This is a genomic window from Microbispora sp. H10670, from assembly GCF_014161385.1.
Taxonomy (GTDB): Bacteria; Actinomycetota; Actinomycetes; order Streptosporangiales; family Streptosporangiaceae; genus Microbispora; species Microbispora triticiradicis.
The window spans coordinates 346,884-367,698 of record NZ_JABBWW010000003.1 but is presented as its reverse complement, the minus strand read 5'-3'; the positions used below and the strand labels follow the sequence as shown (position 1 = coordinate 367,698).

The following is a 20,815-nucleotide window of genomic DNA, read 5'->3' as shown; positions in this document are numbered from 1 at the left end:
GACCCGCCTTCTGTCGTCCTGATCGTCCGTACGTCCTGATCTCTCGTACGTGGCGTGCCCTCCTCCCGCTCCGGCCCCCCTGGGAGGATGGCGCGTCCACATCTGACTTTGACACGCGATGGGGTGTTCGTCCAGAAAGTAAAACTTTCGTCCGCAATGTCGAGATTTGGGGTCTTCTTGGTTTAGTGTCCGGTTACCCAACCGTGACCAGTCAGGAGATCCCCCATTTCCAGCTACGCGGACCCCCATGAGCAGCACGTGACCCCCCTCTCCCTCGCGGCGGCCTCCCTCCCCGCACAGGCCGCCGAGACGGCCGAGACTCCGGCCGTTCCCGAGGTCGGCTGTCCCACGGCCGACGGCCGGACGGTGCTCTACGCCGGCAAGACGACCGCGTCCTACTTCTGGGACGACGGATCGGGCGTCAACGGCGACACCGGAGCCCCCGCGTCGGGCGAGCCGATGCAGAAGGGCCTGGCGGCCAGCCCGAGCTGGCCCATGGGCACCAAGGGCTATGTGATCTACCAGGGCAAGAAGGCCGAGTTCTTCGTCGGCGACCGCGGCCCCGGCGTTCCCTCCAGCAGCGGGGTCATGCTCGATCTCGACGGCAAGACGTTCGCCGAGCTCACCGGCGGCACCTGGGACAGCGACTCGCTCACCGTCGAGGGCGCGGGCGGGCTCGGCCACATCCCGGTGAAATACGTGATCACCGAATGGGGCAAGGGGCGCGGCAAGACGGGCGCGCCCAAGCCGTTCTCCACCGGCGCGTACGGCGTGCGGGACCAGGCCGAGCCTCCGCCGCCCTGCCCGACCGCGGCCCCCGCCCCCTCCGAGGAGTCGCAGACCACCGCCTCCACGCCGGCTGCCGAGGCGGCCCCCGAAGCGGCCGCGAAGGCGGCCCCGGCGCAGCCGCTCACGCCGGCCTCTCCCGCTCCCGCCGACCAGGCCCAGGCCGCCGCGGCGGCCATGGCCCCCTTCGCCGGCGGGCAGGACGCGGCGGGCGGCGCGTCCCCGGCTGCGCCGGCGGGCGGCGCCGGGACCACGCCTGCCGCCACGACCGGTACGGCGTCGGTGCAGGCCGTCACCCCCGTGTCCGCCACCGGCGACCCGTCCGGCGGCGACGACGCGGCTCCCGCCGTCTCCGCCGCGATCGTGGTGTGCGCGCTCGTCGCGGTGGGCGCGAAGGCGGTGCACAGCCGGGTCACCCGCCGGCCGAGCGGCGAAGAGGCCCAGTAGGGGCGCGCGGGAGAGGCGGGGCTACCTCCTGCGGCCCCGCAGCGCTCCCGCCACCCGGTTGAACACCCGGTCCCACTCGGAGCCGAACGGGTTGTCCTGCACGAGATAGGTCCAGGTCGCCGTGGGCCGCTTGAGGCCCTGGTCCGCCAGATCGCGGGTGACGTCGGCCTTCTCGAAGGTCTCCCGGGAGCGCCGTTCGACCTCGTCCAGCATCGCCCGGTAGGCGGGGACGGCCTCCCGGTTGAACTCGTCCAGCGGGTTGAGCCGCCCGAGCGCGCGCAGGTGGATCCCCTCGCGCAGGTCGGACAGGAAGCCGAGGTGTTCGGTCCAGCACTGGTCGAGGTGGTACAGCACGATCTGCCGGGCCGCCCGCTCGACCGCCTCCTCGCCCGCCGTCTCGCACAGCTCGCGGTAGCGCTCCGGGCAGGCCGACTCCAGCGCCCGTGCCCCGGTGTCGCCGTTCAGCACCCGGTCGCGCTGTTCGAGCACCTCGGCCCGCTGCCGCTCCAGCAGCCGGGTGTACCGCCAGGTGTTGCGGTGGATCTCCAGGTTCACGCCCTCGGCCACCCGCTGGGCGTGCGCCACGAGCGCGTGCGCGTCGGGTTTCCGTACGGCGCCGTCGGCGTCGGCGGGCGGCAGCGACTGGTCCGGCGCGTAGACGGTCAGGAGCGGGTCCTGGCCGCTGACGAAGAACACCGAACCGCCCGGGTCGCCCTGCCGCCCGGCCCGGCCCCGGAGCTGGTCGTCCAGCCTGCTGCTGTCGTGCCTGCCGGTGCCGATGACGTAGAGCCCGCCGAGCGAGGCGACCTCGTCCTCCTCGCCGGGGCCGCCCGCGCCGAGCCGGATGTCGGTGCCGCGCCCGGCCATCTGGGTGGAGACCGTGAGGGCCCCGCGCCGTCCGGCCCGCGCGATGATCTGCGCCTCCTCGGCGTCGTTCTTCGCGTTCAGGACGGTCGCGGCGAGCCCTCTGGCCTCAAGGGCCCCGGCCAGGCGCTCGGACTCGGCGACGTCGAGCGTGCCGACGAGGATCGGCTGCCCGGTGGCGTGCCGGGTCTCGATCTCGTCCAGCAGCGCCCCCTCCTTGTCCTCCACGGTCGCGAAGATCCGGTCGGGCTCGTCCACCCGTACGCAGGGACGGTTGGGCGGGACGACCACGACGGAGAGGTCGTAGAACTCGCGGAGCTGCTCGCCCACGGCGACGGCGGTGCCGGTCATGCCGCACACGCGGGGGTAGCGGTGGATGAGACCCTGCACGGTGATCGAGTCGAGGATCTCGCCCGTCTCCGACGCCTGCAGGTGCTCCTTGGCCTCCACGGCGGCCTGCAGCCCGTCCGGCCAGCGCTGCAGCGCCGCGACCCGGCCGCGCGAGGTGTTGACGAGCTCGACCTTGCCGTCCCTGACGATGTAGTCGACGTCCCGGGTGAGCAGCGTGTGCGCGTGCAGCGCGAGGTTGACCTGCGTCACCACGCCGGGGTGCTCGTAGAGGTCGACGCCGAGGGCCTTCTCGACCGTGTCGGTGCCCTTGGGGGTGAGGAAGACGGCCCGGCCCTCCTCGTCGATCGTGTAGTGGTAGCCGCGCGACAGCCGCCGTACGAGGGCCGCCATCTCGGGGAGGGCCGTCCCCGCGTCGGCCGCGCCGGCCAGCACCAGGGGCACCCGGGCCTCGTCCACCAGCACCGAGTCGGCCTCGTCGACGAGCGCGACCTCCGGGGCCGGCACGACCAGCTCGGCCGGGTCGGTGCACAGCCGGTCGCGCAGCACGTCGAAGCCGAGCTCGCTCACCGCCGCGTACGTGACGTCGCACGCGTACGCCTTCCTGCGCTCCTCCGGCGTGGAGGTCTCGGCGATCCATCCGGCCGTCAGGCCCAGCGTCTCGTACAGCGGGCCCATCCACTCGGCGTCGCGGCGGGCGAGGTAGTCGTTCACCGAGACCACGTGGACCCGGGCGCCGCGCAGCGCGTACCCGGCGGCCGCCATGGCCCCGACGAGCGTCTTGCCCTCGCCGGTGGCCATCTGCGCGACGTGGCCCTCCAGCAGCGCCAGCATGCCCGCGAGCTGCACGTCGTACGGCCGTTGGCCGAGCGCTCGGACGGCCGCCTCCCGCATCACCGCGCAGAAGTCGGCGGTGCCGACCCAGGCCGGGTCGGCGACGGCGGGGCGAAGCTCGTCGCGCCGGCCGGCCTCGGCCGCACGCCCGGCCGCCTCCGCCGCGACCCGCTGGAAGGGGGCGAGATCGACGCTTCCCGGCTTCTCCAGGAACCGCCTGATCCATCGACCTACCCGCGTCACATCCGCTCCAACGACTCTTGGGTCCGACTGGTTCCACATGCCCGGTTCATGGTCCCACTATCTGGGAGGTGCGACAGGTGAGCGTACCTGACACTCCCTGACAGGTACGGACGGCAGCATGGCCGCATGACAACGATCGCGAAGCTCATCGCCGTGACCATCGACTGCGCCGAGCCGAAGAGGCTCGCCGACTTCTACTCCCAGATCACCGGGCTGCCGGTGCAGTATGCCGAAGAGGAGTACGCCGGCATCGGCGACGACACGACGACCGTCTACTTCCAGCGGGTGCCCGAGCGGAGGGCGCCGTCCTGGCCCGGCGCGGACAAGCAGTTCCACCTGGACTTCCGGGTGCCCGACGTGGCCAAGGCCGTGGAGGAGTACGTCGCGCTCGGGGCGACCAAGCCGGAGTTCCAGCCGGGCGACTGGGTCGTGCTCGCCGACCCGGAGGGTCACCTTTTCTGCGTCTGTCCGGAGAGGTCCTGAATCGGGCACAGTGTGGCCGACTCTCCTGACGATGCAAGAAGCGTGATTACATCGCGTGATCGAATCTAGTCTCTCCGTGATCGATTCCCGCGGGCAGGGGGCCCGCCCGATGCGATGCGGAGGCATTCATGACGACTCGATCAGCGGCCCGTCCCGGCCTGGTTCTCCTCGCGGCGACTCTCGCCTGCACGGCGGGCCTGCTACCGGCCGGACCGGGGACGACCGCGGCGAGCGCGCTGTCGCGGGCGGCCGTCGCCCCGCCCCGGATCGGCGTGCTCAAGGTCGGCGGCGACGCCCTGGTCAAGGAGGGCGGTCTGTCGGCGAGCTGGGTGCTGGAGCACGACGGGGTCGTCCAGATCGCGCTCGCGGGTGACCGGATCGGCGTCCTCACCGGGGACGGCAGGGCCTGGGTGAAGCAGGGGGGCCTGTCCACCAACTGGGTGCTGGAGCACGACGGCGGCGTCAAGCAGCTCGCGCTGGCCGGCGACCGGATCGGCGTCATCACGGGGGACGGCAGGGCCTGGGTGAAGGAGGGCGGTCTGTCGGCGAGCTGGGTGCTGGAGCACGACGGCGTCAAGCAGCTCGCGCTGTCGGGTGACCGCATCGGGGTGCTGACGACCGACGGCAGGGCCTGGGTGAAGGAGGGCGGTCTGTCGGCGAGCTGGGTGCTGGAGTACAACGGCGTCAAGCAGCTCGCGCTGGCCGGTGACCGGATCGGCGTGGTCCGGGCGGACGGCGTCGCGCTGGTCAAGGCGGGCGGGCTGTCCGCCACCTGGGTGACCGAGCACACGGCGGTGAAGCAGCTCGTCCTGGCCGGCGACCGCATCGGGGTCGTCCGGGGCGGCGGCGCGGCGCTGGTGAAGGAGGGGGGCCTGTCGGCCACCTGGGTGACCGAGAACGCGGACGTCCTCGAACTCGCGCTCGCGGGCAAGCGGATCGGCGTGCTCAGGGTCACCGGAGAGGCCCTGGTCAAGGAGGGCGGGCTGTCCGACGCCTGGGTGACCGAGAACGCCGGGGTCGTCGGCATCGCCCTGTCCAGCGGCACCGACTGATCGGACGCCGTGGGTTCCCGGGATCCTCGGGTCCCGGGAGCCGCGTGTTCGAGGACGTGGGGAGTGGGCCCGGGAAGGTCCTGAGAGTCGCGGGTTCCCGTGGCGCGGACCCACTCCCCCTAAACTTGCGTGGTGATTTCTGGACACACCGCCGGCTCCCGGCACCCCGGCCGGCGCCCATGATCTGGGCGGGAGTGGCGATCGCCCTCGTCGGGGCGCTCGGGTACGCGCTGGGCGCGGCGCTGCAGCAGTTCGAAGCCGTACGCGACGGGGCGACGCTCGCGCTCGTGCGCAGGCCCCGCTGGCTGATCGGCGGGGTGATCGGCTTCGCCGGCGCGTCCCTGCACGCCGTGGCGCTCAGCGTGGCCCCGCTCGTCGTCGTCCAGCCGGTGAGCGTGGCGACGCTGGTCTTCGCGGTGCCGCTCGCCGCCACGCTGCACGGCAGGCGCCCGCGGCGGGCCGAGATCGCCGGGTCGATCGCGGTGGCGGTGGGTCTGCTCGGCCTGATGCTGCTGGTCCCGGCGCACAACGTGACCCCCGTGCTGTCGGACGCGAACGCCCTCGCGCTGATCGGCTGCGTCGCCCTGGTCGCCGCCGTCACCTTCACCGCCGCGCGCCTGCTGCGGGGGCCGCTCAAGGCGCTGCTGATGTCGGTCGGCGCCGGAGCGGTGACCGCGACCGTGTCCACGTTCGTCCGGGTCGTCGGCGGCGGGCTCAACGGAGACCTCGGACGGCTGCTCCACTGGTTCACCCTGGCCATCCCGGTGCTGCTGGTCTGCGCCATCGTGCTGCTGCAGAAGTCGTACGCCGTCGGCTACTTCGGGATCGCCTACGCCGGAGTCCAGGTCGTCGATCCCCTCACGTCGGTGACGGCCGGGGCCGTGCTGCTGGGCGAGTCGCTGCCCACCGGGCCCGACAAGGTGGTGCCCGCGCTGCTGGCCGCCGCCCTGCTGATCGCGGGGACGGTCACCCTGGGCCGCCTGGCCCCCGACCACTCCAAACCCGCTGTCGTACGCGGCGAGCCCGGCCCGCGCGAGGAGCCGGTGAACGCGGCGACGCCCGAGGCGGCCTGACCCCTCGGCCGCCCGGTGCTGGCGGCGCTCAGGCCGGCCAGCGGAAGACGTCGTCGAACTGGCGCACCGCGACGGCGGGCCCGAGCATGCCCGCCGCGCGCAGCGCGCCGTCGCGCAGGGCGACCGCCAGCGGGGCGCGCCAGCCGCTGACCCGCCCGACCAGCCGCGACCGCCGCACGATCGGCGTCGTACGGGCCAGCCGCTCCCGGCTGTACGCGGCGAGTCCCGCAGTGAGGTCCGGGGCGGGGCCGCCGCCCGGTGAGACGTGCCGGGCGAGCACGACGGCGTCCTCGATCGCCTGGCAGGCGCCCTGCCCGAGGTTGGGCGTCATGGGATGCGCCGCGTCGCCCAGCAGCGCGATCCGCCCGGAGTGGAGCGCGGGCAGCGGGGTGTCGAGGGAGTAGATGTCGTGGCGCAGCACCGCTCCGGGCTCGGCGGCGGCCAGCAGCGCGGGGATCGGGTCGTGCCAGCGGCCGAACAGGCGGATCAGCTCGTCCTTCTCGCTCTCCGCGCGCAGGCCGGCGGGGACCGGCGCGGTGGCGTAGCAGTAGACCTGGCCGCCCGCCAGCGGCATCACCCCGAACACCAGGCCCGCCCCCCAGGTCTCCGACGCGCCGACCGGTCCGGGGAAGGGGACGAGCGCCCGCCAGCTCGTCACGCCCGCGTAGCCGGGCTCAGGGCGGCCGGGGAACAGCGCCGCGCGGGTCCGCGACCGGATGCCGTCCGCCGCCACGACGAGATCGGCCTGAGTCGTCTCCGTGCCGCCCGCCGGGGTGGCGAGGGTGACCAGGCCCGTCCGGGGGTCGGCCGACTCGGCCCTTGTGCCCAGGCGCAGGGCGCCTCGCGGCAGGCGCGCGGCGAGGATGCCGACCAGCGCCGACCGGGTGAGCAGCACGATCGAGTCGCCGTACCGCGCGGCGGCGTCCTCGGCGGTGGTCCGCGACAGCCAGCGGCCGGACGGCCGCCGGAGGCCCGCCTCGCCCTGGATCGCCGAGAGCTTCCTGACCTCGTCCCCGAGGCCGATCATGTCGAGGGCCCGCAGCGCGTTGGGCGCGACCGCGAGGCCCGCGCCGACCGGCTCGATCGAGGCCGCCTGTTCCAGCACGGTCACCTGCCAGCCGTTCCGCGCCAGGGCCAGCGCCGCCGTCAGCCCGCCGATGCCCGCTCCGGCCACCACCGCGTGTGCCATGCCCGGCCTCCTTCACTACAGGTGTAGTCACACGCTACTACGCCTGTAGTGCGCCCGTACGATGGGGGCCGTGAACAGTCAGCGGGCGGTCCTCGTCGCGGACGCGGCCATCGCGATCCTGGCCGAGCGCGGCATGCGCGGGCTGACTCATCGGGCGGTCGACGAGGCCGCCGGCCTCCCTCCGGGGTCCACGTCGAACTGCGCCCGCACGCGTGCGGCGCTGCTGGAGCTGACGCTGGCCCGGCTGTCCGAGCGCGAGGCTGCGGCGCTCTCCACGGTCGTGTCCGCCCTCCCCTTCGGCGAGGGGGGCGCCGCCGACCTGACGGAGCTGCTCGCCGCCTTCGCGTACGCGGCGATGACCGAGCACCGGGAGACCACCGTCGCCCGGTACGAGCTGGCGCTGGAGGCGAGCCGCCGGCCGGAGCTGCGCAGGCTGTACGACGAGTTGGGCCGCCGCATCCGTGAGCCCGCCGTCGCCATGCTGGCCGCCGCGGGCTCGCCCGACCCGGTGCGGCGGGGCGGGCAGATGGTGGCCTACGTCGACGGCCTGCTGTTCGACGCGGTGGCGGGCGCGGGCGGCGTCCCCTCTCCCGAGGACCTGCGGGCCGCCTGCGAGGACCTCATGAGCCTGTTCCTCCGCGGCTGAGCAGCGCCTCCATCCGGCCTTCCAGGCGGGCGCGATGGGCCGGCCACTCGTCGTCCAGGATGGAGTAGAGCGGGCTGTCGCGCCAGGTCCCGTCGGGGCGGCGCAGCTGCCGGCGGAGCACGCCCTCCCGCACACCGCCGATGCGCTCGATGGCGGCCTGCGACCGCAGGTTGCGGACGTCGGTCCGCAGCACGACACGGGTGAACCCGAGAGCGAAGGCGTGGTCGAGCAGCATGATCTTGCAGTCGGTGTTCACGCCCGTGCGCCAGTGGGCCCTGGCGTACCAGGTGGACCCCACCTCCACGCTCTCGTCGAAGCCGCCGACGTCCCAGTAGGCGGTCGAGCCGATCGCCCGCCCGGTCGCCTTGAGGATCACGGCGAACTGGACGGTCAGCGGCCTGGCGAGGAGGCCCGCCACGTGGCGGCGCATCCCCTCCTCCGAGGCGGGGAAGATCCGCGGACTGAACCGCCACACCTCCTCGTCGTCCCGGCCGGCCGCGTACAGGTCGGGGACGTGGCCGAGGGTGAGGGGCTCCAGCCGTACGACGCGGCCGTCGAGCACGACGGGCGCGGGCATCTTCGCGGTCATGCGGCCGACGCTACCGAGAGCGCGCGGCGCGGAGAACGGCCACTTCGGAGCCGTCGCCGAGGACCACTTGTGAAGCCGTGTCGACACGCATACCGGCTGGTCGGTACGCTCACGGGGTGGACGCCGACCCACCCGGCCTCGATCTCGCCCGCCTCGCCGGGCACCTCCAGCGCGCGGGCCTGACCGAGGGGCCGCTCACCGCCGAGCTGATCGTGGGCGGAAGGTCCAACCTGACGTACGTCGTCCGCGATGCCGCGCGGACGTACGTGGTGCGCCGGCCGCCGCTCGGGCACGTTCTGGCCACGGCCCACGACATGGCCCGGGAGCACCGGGTGATGAGCGCCCTGCGGGACACGCCGGTCCCCGTGCCGCGCATGTTCCATCTGTGCCGGGACGCCGAGGTGATCGGCGCGCCCTTCTACGTGATGGAGCACGTCGAGGGCGGGCAGCCGCCGCTCACCCCCGCCCTCGCCCACGCGCTGGTGGACGTGCTGGCCGCGCTCCACTCGATCACTCCCGGGAGCGTGGGGCTCGGCGACTTCGGCAGGCCCGAGGGCTTCCTGGAGCGGCAGGTCGCCCGGTGGAAGCGGCAGCTCGACGCCTCCCGCAGCCGGGACGTCCCCGGCTTCGACGACCTGTACGAACGACTCGCCCGCGACGTGCCCGCCGAATCGGGGGCTCCGGCGATCCTGCACGGGGACTTCAAGCTCGGCAACACGCTGGTCTCCGACGGCGAGGTGCGGGCCGTGCTCGACTGGGAGATGTCCACGCTCGGCGACCCGCTCACCGACCTGGCGCTGTTCCTCCTGTACGGCGAGGTCTCCGCGCTCGACCCCGCCGCGGGCCGCGCGGTCGGCGCGACGGGTGAGGCGGGCGGCGAGGCGCCGCCCCTGCCGATCGAAACGGGGGCCGACCTCGCCGCGCGGTACGGCGAGGCGTCCGGCCGCGATCTGTCCCGGTTCGGCTGGTACGCCGGCCTCGCCTGCTTCAAGCTCGCGGTGATCGCCGAGGGCATCCACTTCCGCCACACGATGGGCCTCACGGTGGGGGAGGGCTTCGCCGGGATCGGCGAGCAGGTCGCCCCGCTCGTCGCCCGCGGGCTCATGGAGGTCTGAATGCACTTCGCGTTCGACGACAGGACGGAGGAGCTGCGGGCCCGGTTGCTCGCCTTCATGGACGAGTGCGTCCTTCCGGCCGAGCGCGCCTTCCACGAGCAGGCGGCCCAGGTCCGGGCGGCCGGCGGCTGGGGCCCGCCGCCGCTGCTGGAGGAGCTCAAGGCCGAGGCCCGCTCGCGCGGCCTGTGGAACCTCTTCCTTCCAGGAGAGCAGGGCGCGGGGCTGACCAACCTCCAGTACGCCCCGCTCGCCGAGATCATGGGCAGGTCGCCGGCCATCGCCCCGCCCGCGACCAACTGCGCCGCCCCCGACACCGGCAACATGGAACTGCTGGCGGAGTTCGGCAGCGAGCGGCAGCGGGCGGAGTACCTGGAGCCGCTGCTGGCGGGGGAGATCAGGTCGGCGTTCGCCATGACCGAGCCCGAGGCGGCCTCCTCCGACGCGACGAACATCGCGACCTCCATCACGAGGGACGGCGACGAGTACGTCGTCAACGGCCGCAAGTGGTACATCACCGGCGCGATGAACCCGAACTGCCGGGTCTTCGTCGTGATGGGCAAGACCGACCCCGGCGCGCCCCGGCACCGGCAGCAGAGCATGGTGCTCGTGCCGCGCGACACCCCCGGTCTCACCGTACGGCGCGGCATGACCGTCTTCGGGTACGACGACGCCGACCACGGCGGCCACGCCGAGGTGGTGTTCGAGGACGTACGCGTGCCCGTGGGCAACCTGGTCGGCGAGGAGGGCGGCGGCTTCGCCATCGCCCAGGCGCGGCTCGGGCCGGGACGGATCCACCACTGCATGCGGCTCGTCGGCATGGCCGAGCGGGCGGTGGAGCTGACGTGCCGCCGGGTGCTGTCGCGCGAGGCGTTCGGCGGGCCGCTGGCCCGGCAGGGCGTGATCCAGGACTGGATCGCCGAGTCGCGGGTGCGCATCGAGCAACTGCGCCTGCTGGTGCTCAAGACGGCCTGGCTGATGGACACCGCCGGCAACCGGGGCGCGCACACCGAGATCCAGGCCATCAAGATCGCCGCACCCGCGACCGTGGAGTGGATCCTGGACAAGGCGATCCAGGCGCACGGCGCCGCCGGGCTGAGCCAGGATTATCCCCTCGCCGCGCTGTGGGCGGGGGCGCGGGCGCTGCGCTTCGCCGACGGTCCCGACGAGGTCCACAAGCGGTCGCTGGCCCGCCGCGAGCTCAAGAGACACATGGGGTGATCTTCTGGTGACATGGGATGAGGCGTCGGTCGCCGAGCGTGCCGCGGCCTTCCTCGCGGAGCACGACCCGGCGGCCACGGACCGCCTGGAGTTCCTGCGCGCCCGGTTCGACGCCGGGCTCGCCTGGGTGCACTTCCCCGAGGGCCTCGGCGGCCTCGGGGCCCCCCGAGAGCTGCAGGCCGTGGCCGACCGGGAGCTGAGGGGCACGCCCGACAACCAGCCCGGCCGCATCGGCATCGGCCTCGGCATGGCCGCCCCGACGATCCTCGCCTTCGGCACCGACGAGCAGAAGAGGCGTTTCCTGCGCCCCCTCTGGACCGGTGAGGAGGTGTGGTGCCAGCTGTTCAGCGAGCCCGGCGCCGGTTCCGACCTCGCCACCCTGGCCACCCGCGCCGTACGCGAGGGCGACGAGTGGGTGGTGGACGGCCAGAAGGTGTGGACGTCGAGCGCGCACACCGCCCGCTGGGGCCTCCTGCTGGCCCGCACCGACCCCGGCGTGCCCAAGCACCGCGGGCTGACCTACTTCGTCTGCGACATGCGCGCGCCCGGCGTCGAGGTGCGCCCGCTGCGCCAGATCACCGGCGAGGCCGAGTTCAACGAGGTCTTCCTCACCGGGGTCCGCCTGCCCGGCGCGCTGCGGCTGGGCGAGACCGGCGACGGCTGGCGGGTCGCGCAGGCCACGCTGATGAACGAGCGGGTCGCCATCGGTGGCATGCCCGTCCGCCGCACCATGATGGAGGTCGTCGCCGACACCTGGCGCTCCCGGCCCGAGCTGCGCACCCACGACCTGCACCAGCGGCTGCTGCGGCTCTGGGTGGAGTCGGAGGTCATGCGCCTGACGGCCGCGCGGCTGCGCGAGCAGCTCGCCGCCGGGCACCCGGGACCGGAGGGCTCGGGCATGAAGCTCGCCTTCGCCCGGCTGCACCAGGAGCTCTCCGGCCTGGAGGTCGAGCTGCTGCGCGAGGACGGCCTCGGCTACGACGACTGGACCTTCCGCCGCCCCGAGACGGTCGACTTCCTCGGCCGGGAGGCGGGCTACCGCTACCTGCGGGCGAAGGGCAACTCGATCGAGGGCGGCACCTCGGAGATCCTGCGGAACATCATCGCCGAACGTGTGCTCGGGCTGCCCGCCGAGCCGCGTGCCGACAAGGACGTCGCGTGGAAGGACCTCCCCCGATGACCCTGCTGTACACGGAGGTGGAGGAGGAGCTGCGGGCCGCCGTGCGCGACCTGCTCGCCGACAGGTGCTCCCCGTCCGCCGTGCTCGGCCGCGTCGAGTCCGGCACGCCGTACGACGCGGAGCTGTGGAAGACGCTGGCCCGCGAGATCGGCGTGGCCGGGCTGCTGGTGCCCGAGGAACTCGGGGGCGCCGGGGCGTCGGCCCGCGAGGCCGCCGTCGTGCTGGAGGAGCTGGGCCGCGCGGTGGCGCCGGTGCCGTTCCTCGCCAGTGCCGTCCTCGCGACCCAGGCGCTCCTGACGGCGGGGGGAGAGGCGGCCGGCGAGCTGCTGGGCCGCCTGGCGGCCGGGGAGGCGACGGCCGCGCTCGCGGTGCCGTTCGCCGCCTCGCCGTACGCTCCTCCGGCCCCCGCGGCGGTCCTCGGCGAGGACGGCACGGTGACGGGCACCGTCGGCGGCGTGATCGGCGCGGAGATCGCCGACGTGCTGCTCGTCCCGGTACGGCTGACGGGGGGCACCGCCCTGTGCGCGGTGGAGGCGTCCCCGGCCGGATCCGCCGGAGGGACCGTACGGGTGACCCCGGCCACCTCGCTCGACCTGACCCGGCCGATCGCGACCGTGTCGTTGGCCTCGGCCCCCGCGCGCGTCCTCGCCACCGTCGGCGGCCCGGAGACGCCGTGGGTGCGGGAGGCCCTGCTGCGCGGCGCGGGGCTGCTCGCCTCCGAACAGCTCGGGATCGCCGAGTGGTGTCTCGCCACCACGGTCGCGTACGTCAGGGAGCGCAGGCAGTTCGCCCGGCCGGTGGGGTCGTTCCAGGCCGTCAAGCACCGGCTGGCCGACCTGTGGCTGGAGATCGCGGGAGCCAGGGCGGCGGCCCGGAACGCGGCCGCCCGGCTGGCGGAGGCGCCGGTCGCGGGACCGCCCGGCGACGACGCGGCGGTGGCCGTCACGGTGGCGGTCGCCGTGGCCCAGGCGCACTGCGGAGCGGTCGCCGTCCACGCCGCCGAGGAGTGCGTGCAGCTTCACGGCGGCATCGGGATGACCTGGGAACACCCCGCGCACCTCTACCTCAAGCGGGCCAAGGCCGACCAGATCGCCCTGGGCACGCCGGGGGACCATCGCGAGGCTCTCGCCGGTCCGGCGGACCTCCCCGCGCCGGTCTGACCTCTCGGGGCCGCTTCTCAGAGCCGCTTCTCAGGGACGCAGTGATCTGAGCAGGAGGTCGGCGAAGTGGCGGCCGACCTCCTCGCCGGTCAGCGGGCCGTCCGGGTGATACCAGGTGCCGAGGTGGTGGACCGAGCCGAAGAAGAAGTCGACCACCATCTCGGCGGGGATGTCGTCGCGGAAGACGCCGTCGCGCTGCCCCTCGGCGACGAGGCCGCGGAACCGCTCGTGGTAGCGGCGCCGCTCGGCCCGCACGGTCTTGTAGGTCTCGGGGGCGAGCTGGTGCATCGACCTGAAGAAGATCTTGGAGTCGTCCAGGTTGTCGACCGTGGTCACGACGACGTCCGTCGCCGCCGCGTGGAGCCGCTCGGCCACCGGGCCCCCGGCGTCGGCGAAGCGGTTGAGCCGCTCCATCTGCAGGCGCAGCACCCGGGCGTAGATCTCGTGCAGCAGGTCGTCCTTGGACCCGAAGTAGTGGTACATCGCGCCCTTGGTGACCCCGGCCGCCGCGACGATCTCCTGGACCGAGGTGCTCTCGAAGCCCCTCTCGGCGAACAGCCGGGTCGCCTCGGCAAGCAGGCGCCGCCGTACGGGCTCCTCCACGGGCGCGCCGCCGGCGGCGGGTGCGGAGCGATCCGATACACGCCGGGCCATCCTGACCTCCTTCGTCGTCCGGCCCAAGCATACCGACTGGTCGGTCGCTGCCGGGGGGCTGCGCTGCTCGGTAATGCGTGATCCAAGGACTGGCGGAATCGCATTACTTCCCTCACCTTAGGAGGGTTGGGGTTCCCGCTCGGGTATCCCGGGAGAAAGCCGCATGCAGACTGTGGGGGTTGGCGTGCCAAACGGTTCCATCTATGTGCCGAAAGACGAGAAGTTCACCGGCGCATCGCCGCAGAACCTGTACGTGACGTTCTGGTTCGCCGGGCGCAAGAACCGGATCCGGATACGGGCCGCCATCGCGGTCGCGGGCTTCGTCGTCGGCAACCTGCTGGGCTCGCGGCTCGGGTTTAACCCGTTCGTCGCGGGAGTCGTGCTGGGAGCCCTGGCGGGCGGCGTGGACTGGTTCGTCGCCTGGCGGCTGTACGAGCGCACGGCGGTGTGGCGGGGCAAACGCCGCGGCGAGGTGCGCACCGGGCGGCTGCTGCGTCTCATGCTGCGCCGTCGCGGCTACCGGGTCATGGACGGCCGGGCCGTCCCCGGAGAGGCGTCGATCGACCACCTCGTCATCGGCCCCGGCGGCGTGTGGATCGTGGACAACGAGGCGTGGTCGCCCGACACCCTCATCGCGCGGTACGGCGAGCGGCTGTTCTTCGACGAGAAGTTCGGCACCTCGGTCGCCAAGGGCCTGATCTCCGCCGCCGAGTCGATGGCCGCGCTGCTGACCAAGGAGACCGGGATCGCGGTGACGATCGCCCCGGTGCTCGCCGTACACGGTGGAAAGATCAAGGCCTGGGGCGGCGTCCTGAGCGGCGAGGGGCTGACCGTCGCCTACCCCCGCCGCGTCGCGGGCTGGATCCGCTCCAACGGCTCGGCGGCGTACACGGAGGAGCAGATCGACCTGCTGGCGCGCACGGCCGCCCGCATCCTGCGCCGCATGAGCTGACCGGGGGCCGCCGTACGGGACGTCGCTCCGCTCCGGTCCGATTTTGACTGCTCCGAGGGGTGCGATAGCCTCTAAGAGCTCTGCGCCGCTAGCTCAGTTGGTTAGAGCAGCTGACTCTTAATCAGCGGGTCCGGGGTTCGAGTCCCTGGCGGCGCACCGAATCCGGAAGCCCAGGTCGTCATCGGCCTGGGCTTTCGTCATTCGTTGATCCTGGTGGCCGGAGCCGGTGAGGCGATGCTCGTGGTCGCGGGCCGGCCGGCGGTGCGGGGATGCTCAGGCCTGGTCCGGCGCGCTCCCCGAACCGGCCTGAAGTGCTACTCGGACGGCGCCGACCATACCTTCGGCCGATACCGCGCCGGGTTCGGGCCTCGCAGGATCAAGCCATGCCATACGAAGATCCGCACGCCGCGCCGAGAGCCGAGGCCCTCACCAGGCATGACCAGAGTCCTCCGGCTCTGACCGACCGGATCCTGCGGGCCGGCATGGCCGCGGTCGCCGGACTGCTCACCCTGACGGTCTCCGCCTCCTGGACGCCGGCGTCCGCCTCTCCCGCACACGCCTCCGCCGGCTCCTCGGTCACGTCGAGCGGCACGCCGTATCTGCCCGAGCCGACCGGTCCCCATCCGGTCGGCACGACGTCCCTGCGTCTGGAGGACACCTCGCGCTCCGACCCCTGGGTCCCCGCGGTGAGGTCGAGGGAGCTCATGGTCTCCCTCTGGTATCCGGCGAAGTCCCGGAACGGACGGCGGGCGCCCTACATGACGCCCAAGGAGTCGGAGCTCGTCCTGAAGGGCAAGGGGGTGACGGGCGTGCCGTACGACGTGCTGAGCAGAACCCGGACCCACGCGTTCAGCGGCGCCGGACCGGCGGGACGCCGACACACCCTGCCCCTTGTCGTGCTCTCTCCCGGCTTCACCGACCCCCGCAGCTCGCTCACCTCCCTGGCCGAGGAACTGGCGAGCAGAGGCTACGTGGTGGCCGGCGTCGACCACACGTACGAGACCTTCGCCACCACGTTCCCCGGCGGGCGGCTGACCACCTGCGCCGCGTGCGAACTCGAAGGCGTCGACGACTTCGGTGCGAAAGCGGTGAGGAACCGGGCGGCCGACGTCTCCTTCGTGATCGATGAGCTGACGGGTCCGCACTCCAGGTGGGCGGGCGCCTCGCTGATCGACGCGTCCCGGATCGCGATGGCGGGCACGTCCCTCGGAGGCGCGAGCGCCGCCGAGACGATGCTGAAGGACTCCCGGGTACGCGCCGGAATCAACATGGACGGCCTCATGTTCGCCCCGATCCCCGCGCGCGGGGTGGCGCGCCCGTTCCTGTTCCTGGGCCAGCCGTTGCACAGCCCAGGGGGAGAGGACGCCACCTGGGACCGCGACTGGGCACACCTGACCGGGTGGAAGCGCTGGCTCGTGGTGGCCGGAGCGGTGCACCCGTCCTTCAGCGACTACGACCTGCTGGCTCAGCAGATCGGCGTCGACCTCGGCAGCCGCCTCCCCGGAAGCCGCTCCGTGGACATCACCCGCAGGTACGTCCGAGCCTTCCTCGACCTGCACCTGCGCGGTAGGCCACAGCCGCTGCTGGACAGGCCGTCGGCGCGCTACCCCGAGGTCGAATTCTGCACGCCGGAGGCGAAGACCTGCACATAGAGAGGTGGACGGCCGGGGTCACGGGGTCCGGGTTTCGAGTGCCTGGCGGCGCGCCGCTTCGGACAGCGATTCCCGGGAGGCGTGCAGGGACGCGAGCAGGCGGACGCGTTCGTCGTCCGCGGTGCCGGCCTCGGCCGTGTAGACGAGCAGGACCGGCCCGGGATTTCCGGGCAGGGGATAGACGTCCCAGTCGAGGGTGAGCTCGCCCACCTGGGGATGCCGGAACAGCTTCGTCCCGTGAACCGTCTCACGCACCTCGTGCCGGGCCCAGAGCCGGCGGAAGTCCGCGCTGCGGATGCTCAGCTCACCGATGATCGTCGTGGCGCGCGGATGGGTCGGATCGGTCGCGACGGCGGCCCGCAACATGCCGATGTACTGCAGGGCGGTGGTCTCCCAGTCTGGGCAGCGCGCAGGGGTCCCGGGATCCTCGAACAGCACCATGAGCATGTTCCGCCGCCCCGGCGGCAGGGTGGCCGGATCGCCGAGCAGCGCCTCGGCGAGCGTGTTCCACGCGAGCACGTCGAGGTGGCGGCCGAGCACGACCGCGGGAGTGCCCATGACGTGCAGCAGTCGCCTTGTGCCGTCCGGCACGCGCTCCGGCGCGCGGCGCGTGCGGACGGCCGCCGGTCGCCGTGCCGCCCGGGCGAGGGTGAACAGATGCCGGCGTTCCTCGTCGTCGAGGTCGAGCGCGGAGGCGAGGGCGTCGAGCACCTCGTCGGAGGGCCGCACCTCACGGCCCTGCTCCATGCGCTGGTAGTAGTCGGTGCTCAGCCCGGCCAGCAGCGCGACCTCCTCACGTCGGAGGCCTGCCACCTTGCGCCGGGGCCCCGGCTCGAGGCCGACGTCCCGCGGGCGCAACCGGCCGCGCCGGGCACGCAGGAAGTCACCGAGCTCACGGGCGTACGCGTGGTCGACAGCCATGACGACAGTCTGCCGCCGCGGTCCGCGCCGAAGGTAGGTCCGGCGTTCCCAGGGAAACGCGTACGACCGAGTCCCGGCGACCCCGTCCTAGCGTCGTCGCCATGACCGAATGGAACGCCAGCCACATCCCCGATCAGCACGGCAGAGTCGCCGTCGTCACCGGCGCGAACTCGGGACTCGGCCTGGTCACCGCGACCGAACTCGCCCGTCACGGGGCACACGTCGTGATGGCCGTACGCGACGTCGCCGCGGGTGAGCGGGCGGCCGAGGCGATCCGGCGCTCCGCGCCACGGGCCGGGATCGAGGTGCGGGAGCTCGACCTGGCCTCGCTCGCCTCGGTGCGCGCCTTCGCGAAGGGCATGACCGGTGACTTCCCGGCGATCGATCTGCTGGTCAACAACGCCGGTCTGGTCCTCCTCGGCCCGGCCCGCACGACGGCCGACGGGTTCGAGCTCCAGCTCGGCACCAACATGCTGGGCCACTTCGCCCTCACCGGTCTGCTGCTGGACAGCCTCGGCCGGGCGGACGCCGCACGGGTGGTCAACCTCAGCTCGATCACCCACAAGAACGCCCGCCTCGACTTCGACGACCTGATGTCGCGGCGCGACTTCAACGCCAGTCGCGCGTACGGCCGCTCCAAGCTCGCCACCACCGTCTTCGGCCTCGAACTCGACCGCCGCCTGCGCGCCGCCGGATCACCGCTCGTCAGCGTCGTCGCCCATCCCGGGCTGTCCAGAAGCAATCTCACCCCCCGGGCCTGGGAGCACCGCGGCCGGATCGGGCGGATCTTCGCCCGAGGCGGGCTGCTGGTGACGCAGCCGGCCGAGCGGGGGGCGCTGCCCCAGCTCTTCGCCGCGACCGCGCCCGGCGTGCGCGGCGGCCAGTTCTTCGGGCCGTCCGGCCTCTTCGAGACGCGCGGCCGGGTCGTCGAGGTCCGCCCCAGCGCGCACGCGGCCGACCCTGCCGTCGGGCGCCGCCTCTGGACCGCCGCCGAAGACCTGACCGGCGTCACCTACCCCTGACCCGGCTGGGGCTTGCCAATCCAGCTGTAGCGAATGAGCGGCGAGGCCAGAGACTTTCTTCGCGTTTCGCCACGATTCTGTCGGTCGGCAGGTCGGAGGAACGTAAAGACCAGCGTCGATATAGGCCGCTTGACTAGCCTAAGATCGATCGGGCGGTCCGGGCGCAGAAGGTCTGCGAACGCGATCACCGGGGACCGGTGTCGGAGACCTATGAGAGGCAGGTGTGATGGCCGGCTACCACACCCGCTGAGTGAGACCGGAGGCGTCGGCTGAGGATCCGGAGCGTATCGCCATCCGCGAGGCGCTGGCATTCGGCAAGGCCTTGTATGACAGGCGCACCGCACTCGGTCTGAGCGTGGCGCAACTGGCCGACCGCGCCGGGATGACCGAGGACGACATCGAGTGCATCGAGGAAGGCGGTACGGCGCCGACGGTACCGCTGCTTCGGCTTCTGGCCGCCGCTCTCGACGCCGACGTCCGCCTGACCCCCGGCCACGACGTGGGGTCTCTGTGGTTCGAGGCACACGCCGCCTAGATCATGCGCTGCCTCGAAGTCGCCAGGCATCGGCTCGCCTCCACGTGGTGCGGGCCGGTCGTGCCGCGCGGGCTTCCACGTCATCGGGCTGGGACGGTGTGGATCCGGCCGAACTCGCCGTCGTAGCCGGGGTCCTTGGTCACCTCGCCGTTCCGCAGGCGGCCGACCGCCTCGGCGAGGCGCGGTGAATGGGCGGCGATGTCGGCGAGGGGGAGATCGCCCAGGATCGCGAGTTCCGGGCCGAGCGCGGCCACGAGCCGGTCGGTCTCGGCGGCCACCTTCTTGCTCTTCGGGCCCACGCCGAGGATCTCCGCCACGACGTCCGGCAGCGGGAGGAGGTTGCGGAAGCCCGCCGCGCCGCGCGGGCTCCGGCCGGCCGGGCGGTCGGCGAGGTCCTCGACCCTGCTCTGCACGCCGACCGTGAGCGTACGGCCGCAGACCGGGCAGATTCCGCCGAGCTTGCGGGTCTCCTCCGGGTCGAGCCGCACGCCGCACTTGCGGTGACCGTCGACGTGGTACTTGCCCGCCTCGGGGAAGAACTCCGTCGTGCCGGCCAGTCCGTCACCGCTGCGCAGGGCCTCCAGCACGGCGAAGTAGTCGAGGCCGGTGTCGAACACCGTCGTCTCGCGGCCGACGATGGGCGGCGAGTGAGCGTCGGAGTAGCTGACCAGCCGATAGCCGTCCAGCCCGGAGACCTGCCACATCATGCCGGGGTCGGCCGACAGCCCCGTCTCCAGCGCGAACACGTGCTCGGTGAGGTCGCCGAAGCACTCCTCCAGCGTGTCGAACCCCGACTTGGAGCCGAACACGCCGAACCAGGGCGTCCAGACGTGTGCCGGCACCAGGTAGGCCCCCTCGCCCCGGGCCAGGGTCGTCTCCAGCAGGTCCCGCGCGCTCATGCGCACCGTGGGCCGCCCGTCCACGCCGAGGTCGGCGATCCCGGCCAGGACCCGGTTGAACGCCTCCACCTGCTCGAATCCGGGCAGGTGGACGAGATGGTGGATCTTGCGGGACCGGCCGCCCTGCCGGTAGACCGTGGAGACCTCCACGGTCAGCATGTACCGCACGGGCGCGGTCGCGACGCTGCCGGGGAGGGTGCGGGAGACCTCCCGGTCGAGGTCCTCGCGGAGCCGGAACAGCCCCGGCTCGGCCGGTACGAGAGCGGTGCGCAGCCGGTCCAGCCAGGCCGGGTGGGTGAAGTCGCCGGTGCCCATCAGCGTGACGCCCTTGCGCCGCGCCCACCAGGTCAGCTGCTCCAGGTCGCTGTTCCTGCTGCACGCGTAGGCGTACCTGGAGTGCATGTGCAGGTCGGCGTGGAATCGCACCGCGAACCTCCCGTCGCTTGACCAACGATCTACCACGTTGCCGATCAGGAGAGGTCCAAACACCACCATGCGGAGACCGGCGCCACACGTGCCCGTCGGGGTTCGCGGGAACTCCCGGGCGCGCGGACACGCTTCGCGGTAAAAAGTCCATAAGATCATTTCTGGCGGTGACCTTTTCGCCGCTACGCTCGCAACCGGCATCGCATTTCGATTCGGTTCCCTGCCGTTTCATCGGCTGTTCACGCACTGGCCTGTGAGGTGCGTGGCCGCGTCGTCTGCGATGGTGACGCCTTCCCGGGCGGCCCGCGCCGACGCTACGACCTGTGAGCGGCCGGGGTGGCCGATCATGCCGATCCACCTTCAGAAGTGGTGCATTTCACACCGAATTACCTCGCTGCGTTTTTTCGGCGGCCTGCCGGGCGGATATTTCGGGTGGTGCGGAAATGAATGGGTGTGCCGGGATATTTCCTGCGGAGACCGTCCGTGATAAAACGCCTCTCGGCGCCAGTAATCATCTGATTATCGGG

19 protein-coding genes and 1 tRNA gene are annotated in these 20,815 nt (G+C 72.7%); 14 read left to right on the top strand and 6 right to left on the bottom strand.

What is annotated here, in order from left to right:
• Positions 1-258: 258 nt before the first annotated feature.
• A complete protein-coding gene (locus HHX33_RS07335; protein WP_396784335.1) occupies positions 259-1,233 on the top strand; it encodes a hypothetical protein in 975 nt (324 codons plus the stop codon).
• A 21-nt stretch (positions 1,234-1,254) separates the two neighbouring features.
• Here the strand turns inward: HHX33_RS07335 and secA2 are convergent, their stop codons facing one another.
• A complete protein-coding gene (secA2, locus tag HHX33_RS07330; protein WP_310741259.1) occupies positions 1,255-3,522 on the bottom strand; it encodes an accessory Sec system translocase SecA2 in 2,268 nt (755 codons plus the stop codon).
• A gap of 126 nt (positions 3,523-3,648) precedes the next feature.
• Between secA2 and HHX33_RS07325 the strand changes: the two genes are divergently transcribed.
• The 3 genes from HHX33_RS07325 to HHX33_RS07315 all read left to right on the top strand — a co-directional run bounded on the left by HHX33_RS07325 (position 3,649) and on the right by HHX33_RS07315 (position 6,130).
• Positions 3,649-4,005, top strand: coding sequence for a VOC family protein (locus HHX33_RS07325; RefSeq protein ID WP_182873916.1), 357 nt, complete (start codon positions 3,649-3,651; stop codon positions 4,003-4,005).
• Positions 4,006-4,133: 128 nt separating this feature from the next.
• Positions 4,134-5,057, top strand: a complete 924-nt coding sequence (locus HHX33_RS07320) for a peptidase S1 (protein ID WP_182873915.1) — start codon at positions 4,134-4,136, stop codon at positions 5,055-5,057.
• 179 nt (positions 5,058-5,236) lie between these two features.
• Entirely contained in the window at positions 5,237-6,130 is an 894-nt protein-coding gene (locus HHX33_RS07315) for a DMT family transporter (protein ID WP_182873914.1), read from the top strand.
• A gap of 28 nt (positions 6,131-6,158) precedes the next feature.
• Here HHX33_RS07315 and HHX33_RS07310 read toward each other — a convergent pair whose 3' ends face one another.
• On the bottom strand, positions 6,159-7,319 hold the full coding sequence (locus HHX33_RS07310; protein ID WP_182873913.1) for an FAD-dependent monooxygenase: 1,161 nt from the start codon (positions 7,317-7,319) through the stop codon (positions 6,159-6,161).
• Between the two features lie 70 nt (positions 7,320-7,389).
• Between HHX33_RS07310 and HHX33_RS07305 the strand changes: the two genes are divergently transcribed.
• Positions 7,390-7,965: a TetR/AcrR family transcriptional regulator gene (locus tag HHX33_RS07305; protein ID WP_244302434.1), complete on the top strand. Its 576-nt coding sequence runs from the start codon at positions 7,390-7,392 to the stop codon at positions 7,963-7,965.
• Here the strand turns inward: HHX33_RS07305 and HHX33_RS07300 are convergent.
• Positions 7,940-8,554, bottom strand: a complete 615-nt coding sequence (locus HHX33_RS07300; protein ID WP_182873912.1) for a GNAT family N-acetyltransferase — start codon at positions 8,552-8,554, stop codon at positions 7,940-7,942. The two genes, HHX33_RS07305 and HHX33_RS07300, sit on opposite strands and share 26 nt — an antisense overlap.
• Before the next feature lie 116 nt (positions 8,555-8,670).
• Between HHX33_RS07300 and HHX33_RS07295 the strand changes: the two genes are divergently transcribed.
• Genes HHX33_RS07295 through HHX33_RS07280 form a run of 4 tightly spaced genes read left to right on the top strand, consistent with a single transcriptional unit; the run spans position 8,671 to position 13,227 of the window.
• Positions 8,671-9,669, top strand: coding sequence for a phosphotransferase family protein (locus HHX33_RS07295; protein ID WP_182873911.1), 999 nt, complete (start codon positions 8,671-8,673; stop codon positions 9,667-9,669).
• On the top strand, positions 9,670-10,887 hold the full coding sequence (locus tag HHX33_RS07290; RefSeq protein WP_182873910.1) for an acyl-CoA dehydrogenase family protein: 1,218 nt from the start codon (positions 9,670-9,672) through the stop codon (positions 10,885-10,887).
• 7 nt (positions 10,888-10,894) lie between these two features.
• Positions 10,895-12,067 carry an acyl-CoA dehydrogenase family protein gene (locus HHX33_RS07285; RefSeq protein ID WP_182873909.1) on the top strand — a complete coding sequence of 391 codons (1,173 nt, stop codon included), beginning with the start codon at positions 10,895-10,897 and terminating at the stop codon, positions 12,065-12,067.
• Entirely contained in the window at positions 12,064-13,227 is a 1,164-nt protein-coding gene (locus tag HHX33_RS07280) for an acyl-CoA dehydrogenase family protein (RefSeq protein ID WP_182873908.1), read from the top strand. The genes HHX33_RS07285 and HHX33_RS07280 overlap by 4 nt, the downstream gene beginning before the upstream one ends.
• 30 nt (positions 13,228-13,257) lie before the next feature.
• On the opposite strand, the gene HHX33_RS07275 is transcribed toward HHX33_RS07280, so the two are convergent.
• Complete coding sequence (locus HHX33_RS07275; RefSeq protein ID WP_182873907.1) at positions 13,258-13,881, bottom strand: TetR/AcrR family transcriptional regulator; 624 nt, start codon at positions 13,879-13,881, stop codon at positions 13,258-13,260.
• A gap of 205 nt (positions 13,882-14,086) precedes the next feature.
• On the opposite strand from HHX33_RS07275, the gene HHX33_RS07270 reads away from it, so the two are divergent.
• The 3 genes from HHX33_RS07270 (at position 14,087) to HHX33_RS07260 (ending at position 16,485) form a co-directional block, all read left to right on the top strand.
• Positions 14,087-14,833 (top strand): NERD domain-containing protein, encoded by a 747-nt coding sequence (locus HHX33_RS07270; protein WP_310741258.1) that lies wholly within the window; start codon positions 14,087-14,089, stop codon positions 14,831-14,833.
• Positions 14,834-14,915: 82 nt separating this feature from the next.
• Positions 14,916-14,989 (top strand) — tRNA-Lys (locus HHX33_RS07265).
• 227 nt (positions 14,990-15,216) lie between these two features.
• Positions 15,217-16,485: an alpha/beta hydrolase family protein gene (locus tag HHX33_RS07260; RefSeq protein ID WP_182873905.1), complete on the top strand. Its 1,269-nt coding sequence runs from the start codon at positions 15,217-15,219 to the stop codon at positions 16,483-16,485.
• 18 nt (positions 16,486-16,503) lie between these two features.
• Here the strand turns inward: HHX33_RS07260 and HHX33_RS07255 are convergent, their stop codons facing one another.
• Complete coding sequence (locus HHX33_RS07255; RefSeq protein WP_182873904.1) at positions 16,504-17,406, bottom strand: helix-turn-helix transcriptional regulator; 903 nt, start codon at positions 17,404-17,406, stop codon at positions 16,504-16,506.
• 101 nt (positions 17,407-17,507) lie between these two features.
• Here HHX33_RS07255 and HHX33_RS07250 point away from each other — a divergent pair, with 101 nt between their 5' ends.
• Together HHX33_RS07250 and HHX33_RS07245 are read left to right on the top strand one after the other, a co-directional pair.
• Positions 17,508-18,428 carry an oxidoreductase gene (locus tag HHX33_RS07250; RefSeq protein ID WP_182873903.1) on the top strand — a complete coding sequence of 307 codons (921 nt, stop codon included), beginning with the start codon at positions 17,508-17,510 and terminating at the stop codon, positions 18,426-18,428.
• A 250-nt stretch (positions 18,429-18,678) separates the two neighbouring features.
• On the top strand, positions 18,679-18,963 hold the full coding sequence (locus HHX33_RS07245; RefSeq protein WP_310741257.1) for a helix-turn-helix transcriptional regulator: 285 nt from the start codon (positions 18,679-18,681) through the stop codon (positions 18,961-18,963).
• Positions 18,964-19,043: 80 nt separating this feature from the next.
• Here the strand turns inward: HHX33_RS07245 and HHX33_RS07240 are convergent, their stop codons facing one another.
• Positions 19,044-20,288, bottom strand: coding sequence for an endonuclease Q family protein (locus HHX33_RS07240; protein WP_182873902.1), 1,245 nt, complete (start codon positions 20,286-20,288; stop codon positions 19,044-19,046).
• Positions 20,289-20,815: the final 527 nt, after the last annotated feature.

Excerpts from the sequence above, each read along its gene's own strand:
- HHX33_RS07325 (WP_182873916.1), top strand. The coding sequence starts at position 3,649 with ATGACAACGATCGCGAAGCTCATCGCCGTGACCATCGACTGCGCCGAG.
- HHX33_RS07320 (WP_182873915.1), top strand. The coding sequence starts at position 4,134 with ATGACGACTCGATCAGCGGCCCGTCCCGGCCTGGTTCTCCTCGCGGCG.
- HHX33_RS07315 (WP_182873914.1), top strand. The coding sequence starts at position 5,237 with ATGATCTGGGCGGGAGTGGCGATCGCCCTCGTCGGGGCGCTCGGGTAC.
- HHX33_RS07310 (WP_182873913.1), bottom strand. The coding sequence starts at position 7,319 with ATGGCACACGCGGTGGTGGCCGGAGCGGGCATCGGCGGGCTGACGGCG.
- HHX33_RS07300 (WP_182873912.1), bottom strand. The coding sequence starts at position 8,554 with ATGACCGCGAAGATGCCCGCGCCCGTCGTGCTCGACGGCCGCGTCGTA.
- HHX33_RS07290 (WP_182873910.1), top strand. The coding sequence starts at position 9,670 with ATGCACTTCGCGTTCGACGACAGGACGGAGGAGCTGCGGGCCCGGTTG.
- HHX33_RS07280 (WP_182873908.1), top strand. The coding sequence starts at position 12,064 with ATGACCCTGCTGTACACGGAGGTGGAGGAGGAGCTGCGGGCCGCCGTG.
- HHX33_RS07275 (WP_182873907.1), bottom strand. The coding sequence starts at position 13,881 with ATGGCCCGGCGTGTATCGGATCGCTCCGCACCCGCCGCCGGCGGCGCG.
- HHX33_RS07260 (WP_182873905.1), top strand. The coding sequence starts at position 15,217 with ATGCCATACGAAGATCCGCACGCCGCGCCGAGAGCCGAGGCCCTCACC.
- HHX33_RS07255 (WP_182873904.1), bottom strand. The coding sequence starts at position 17,406 with ATGGCTGTCGACCACGCGTACGCCCGTGAGCTCGGTGACTTCCTGCGT.
- HHX33_RS07250 (WP_182873903.1), top strand. The coding sequence starts at position 17,508 with ATGACCGAATGGAACGCCAGCCACATCCCCGATCAGCACGGCAGAGTC.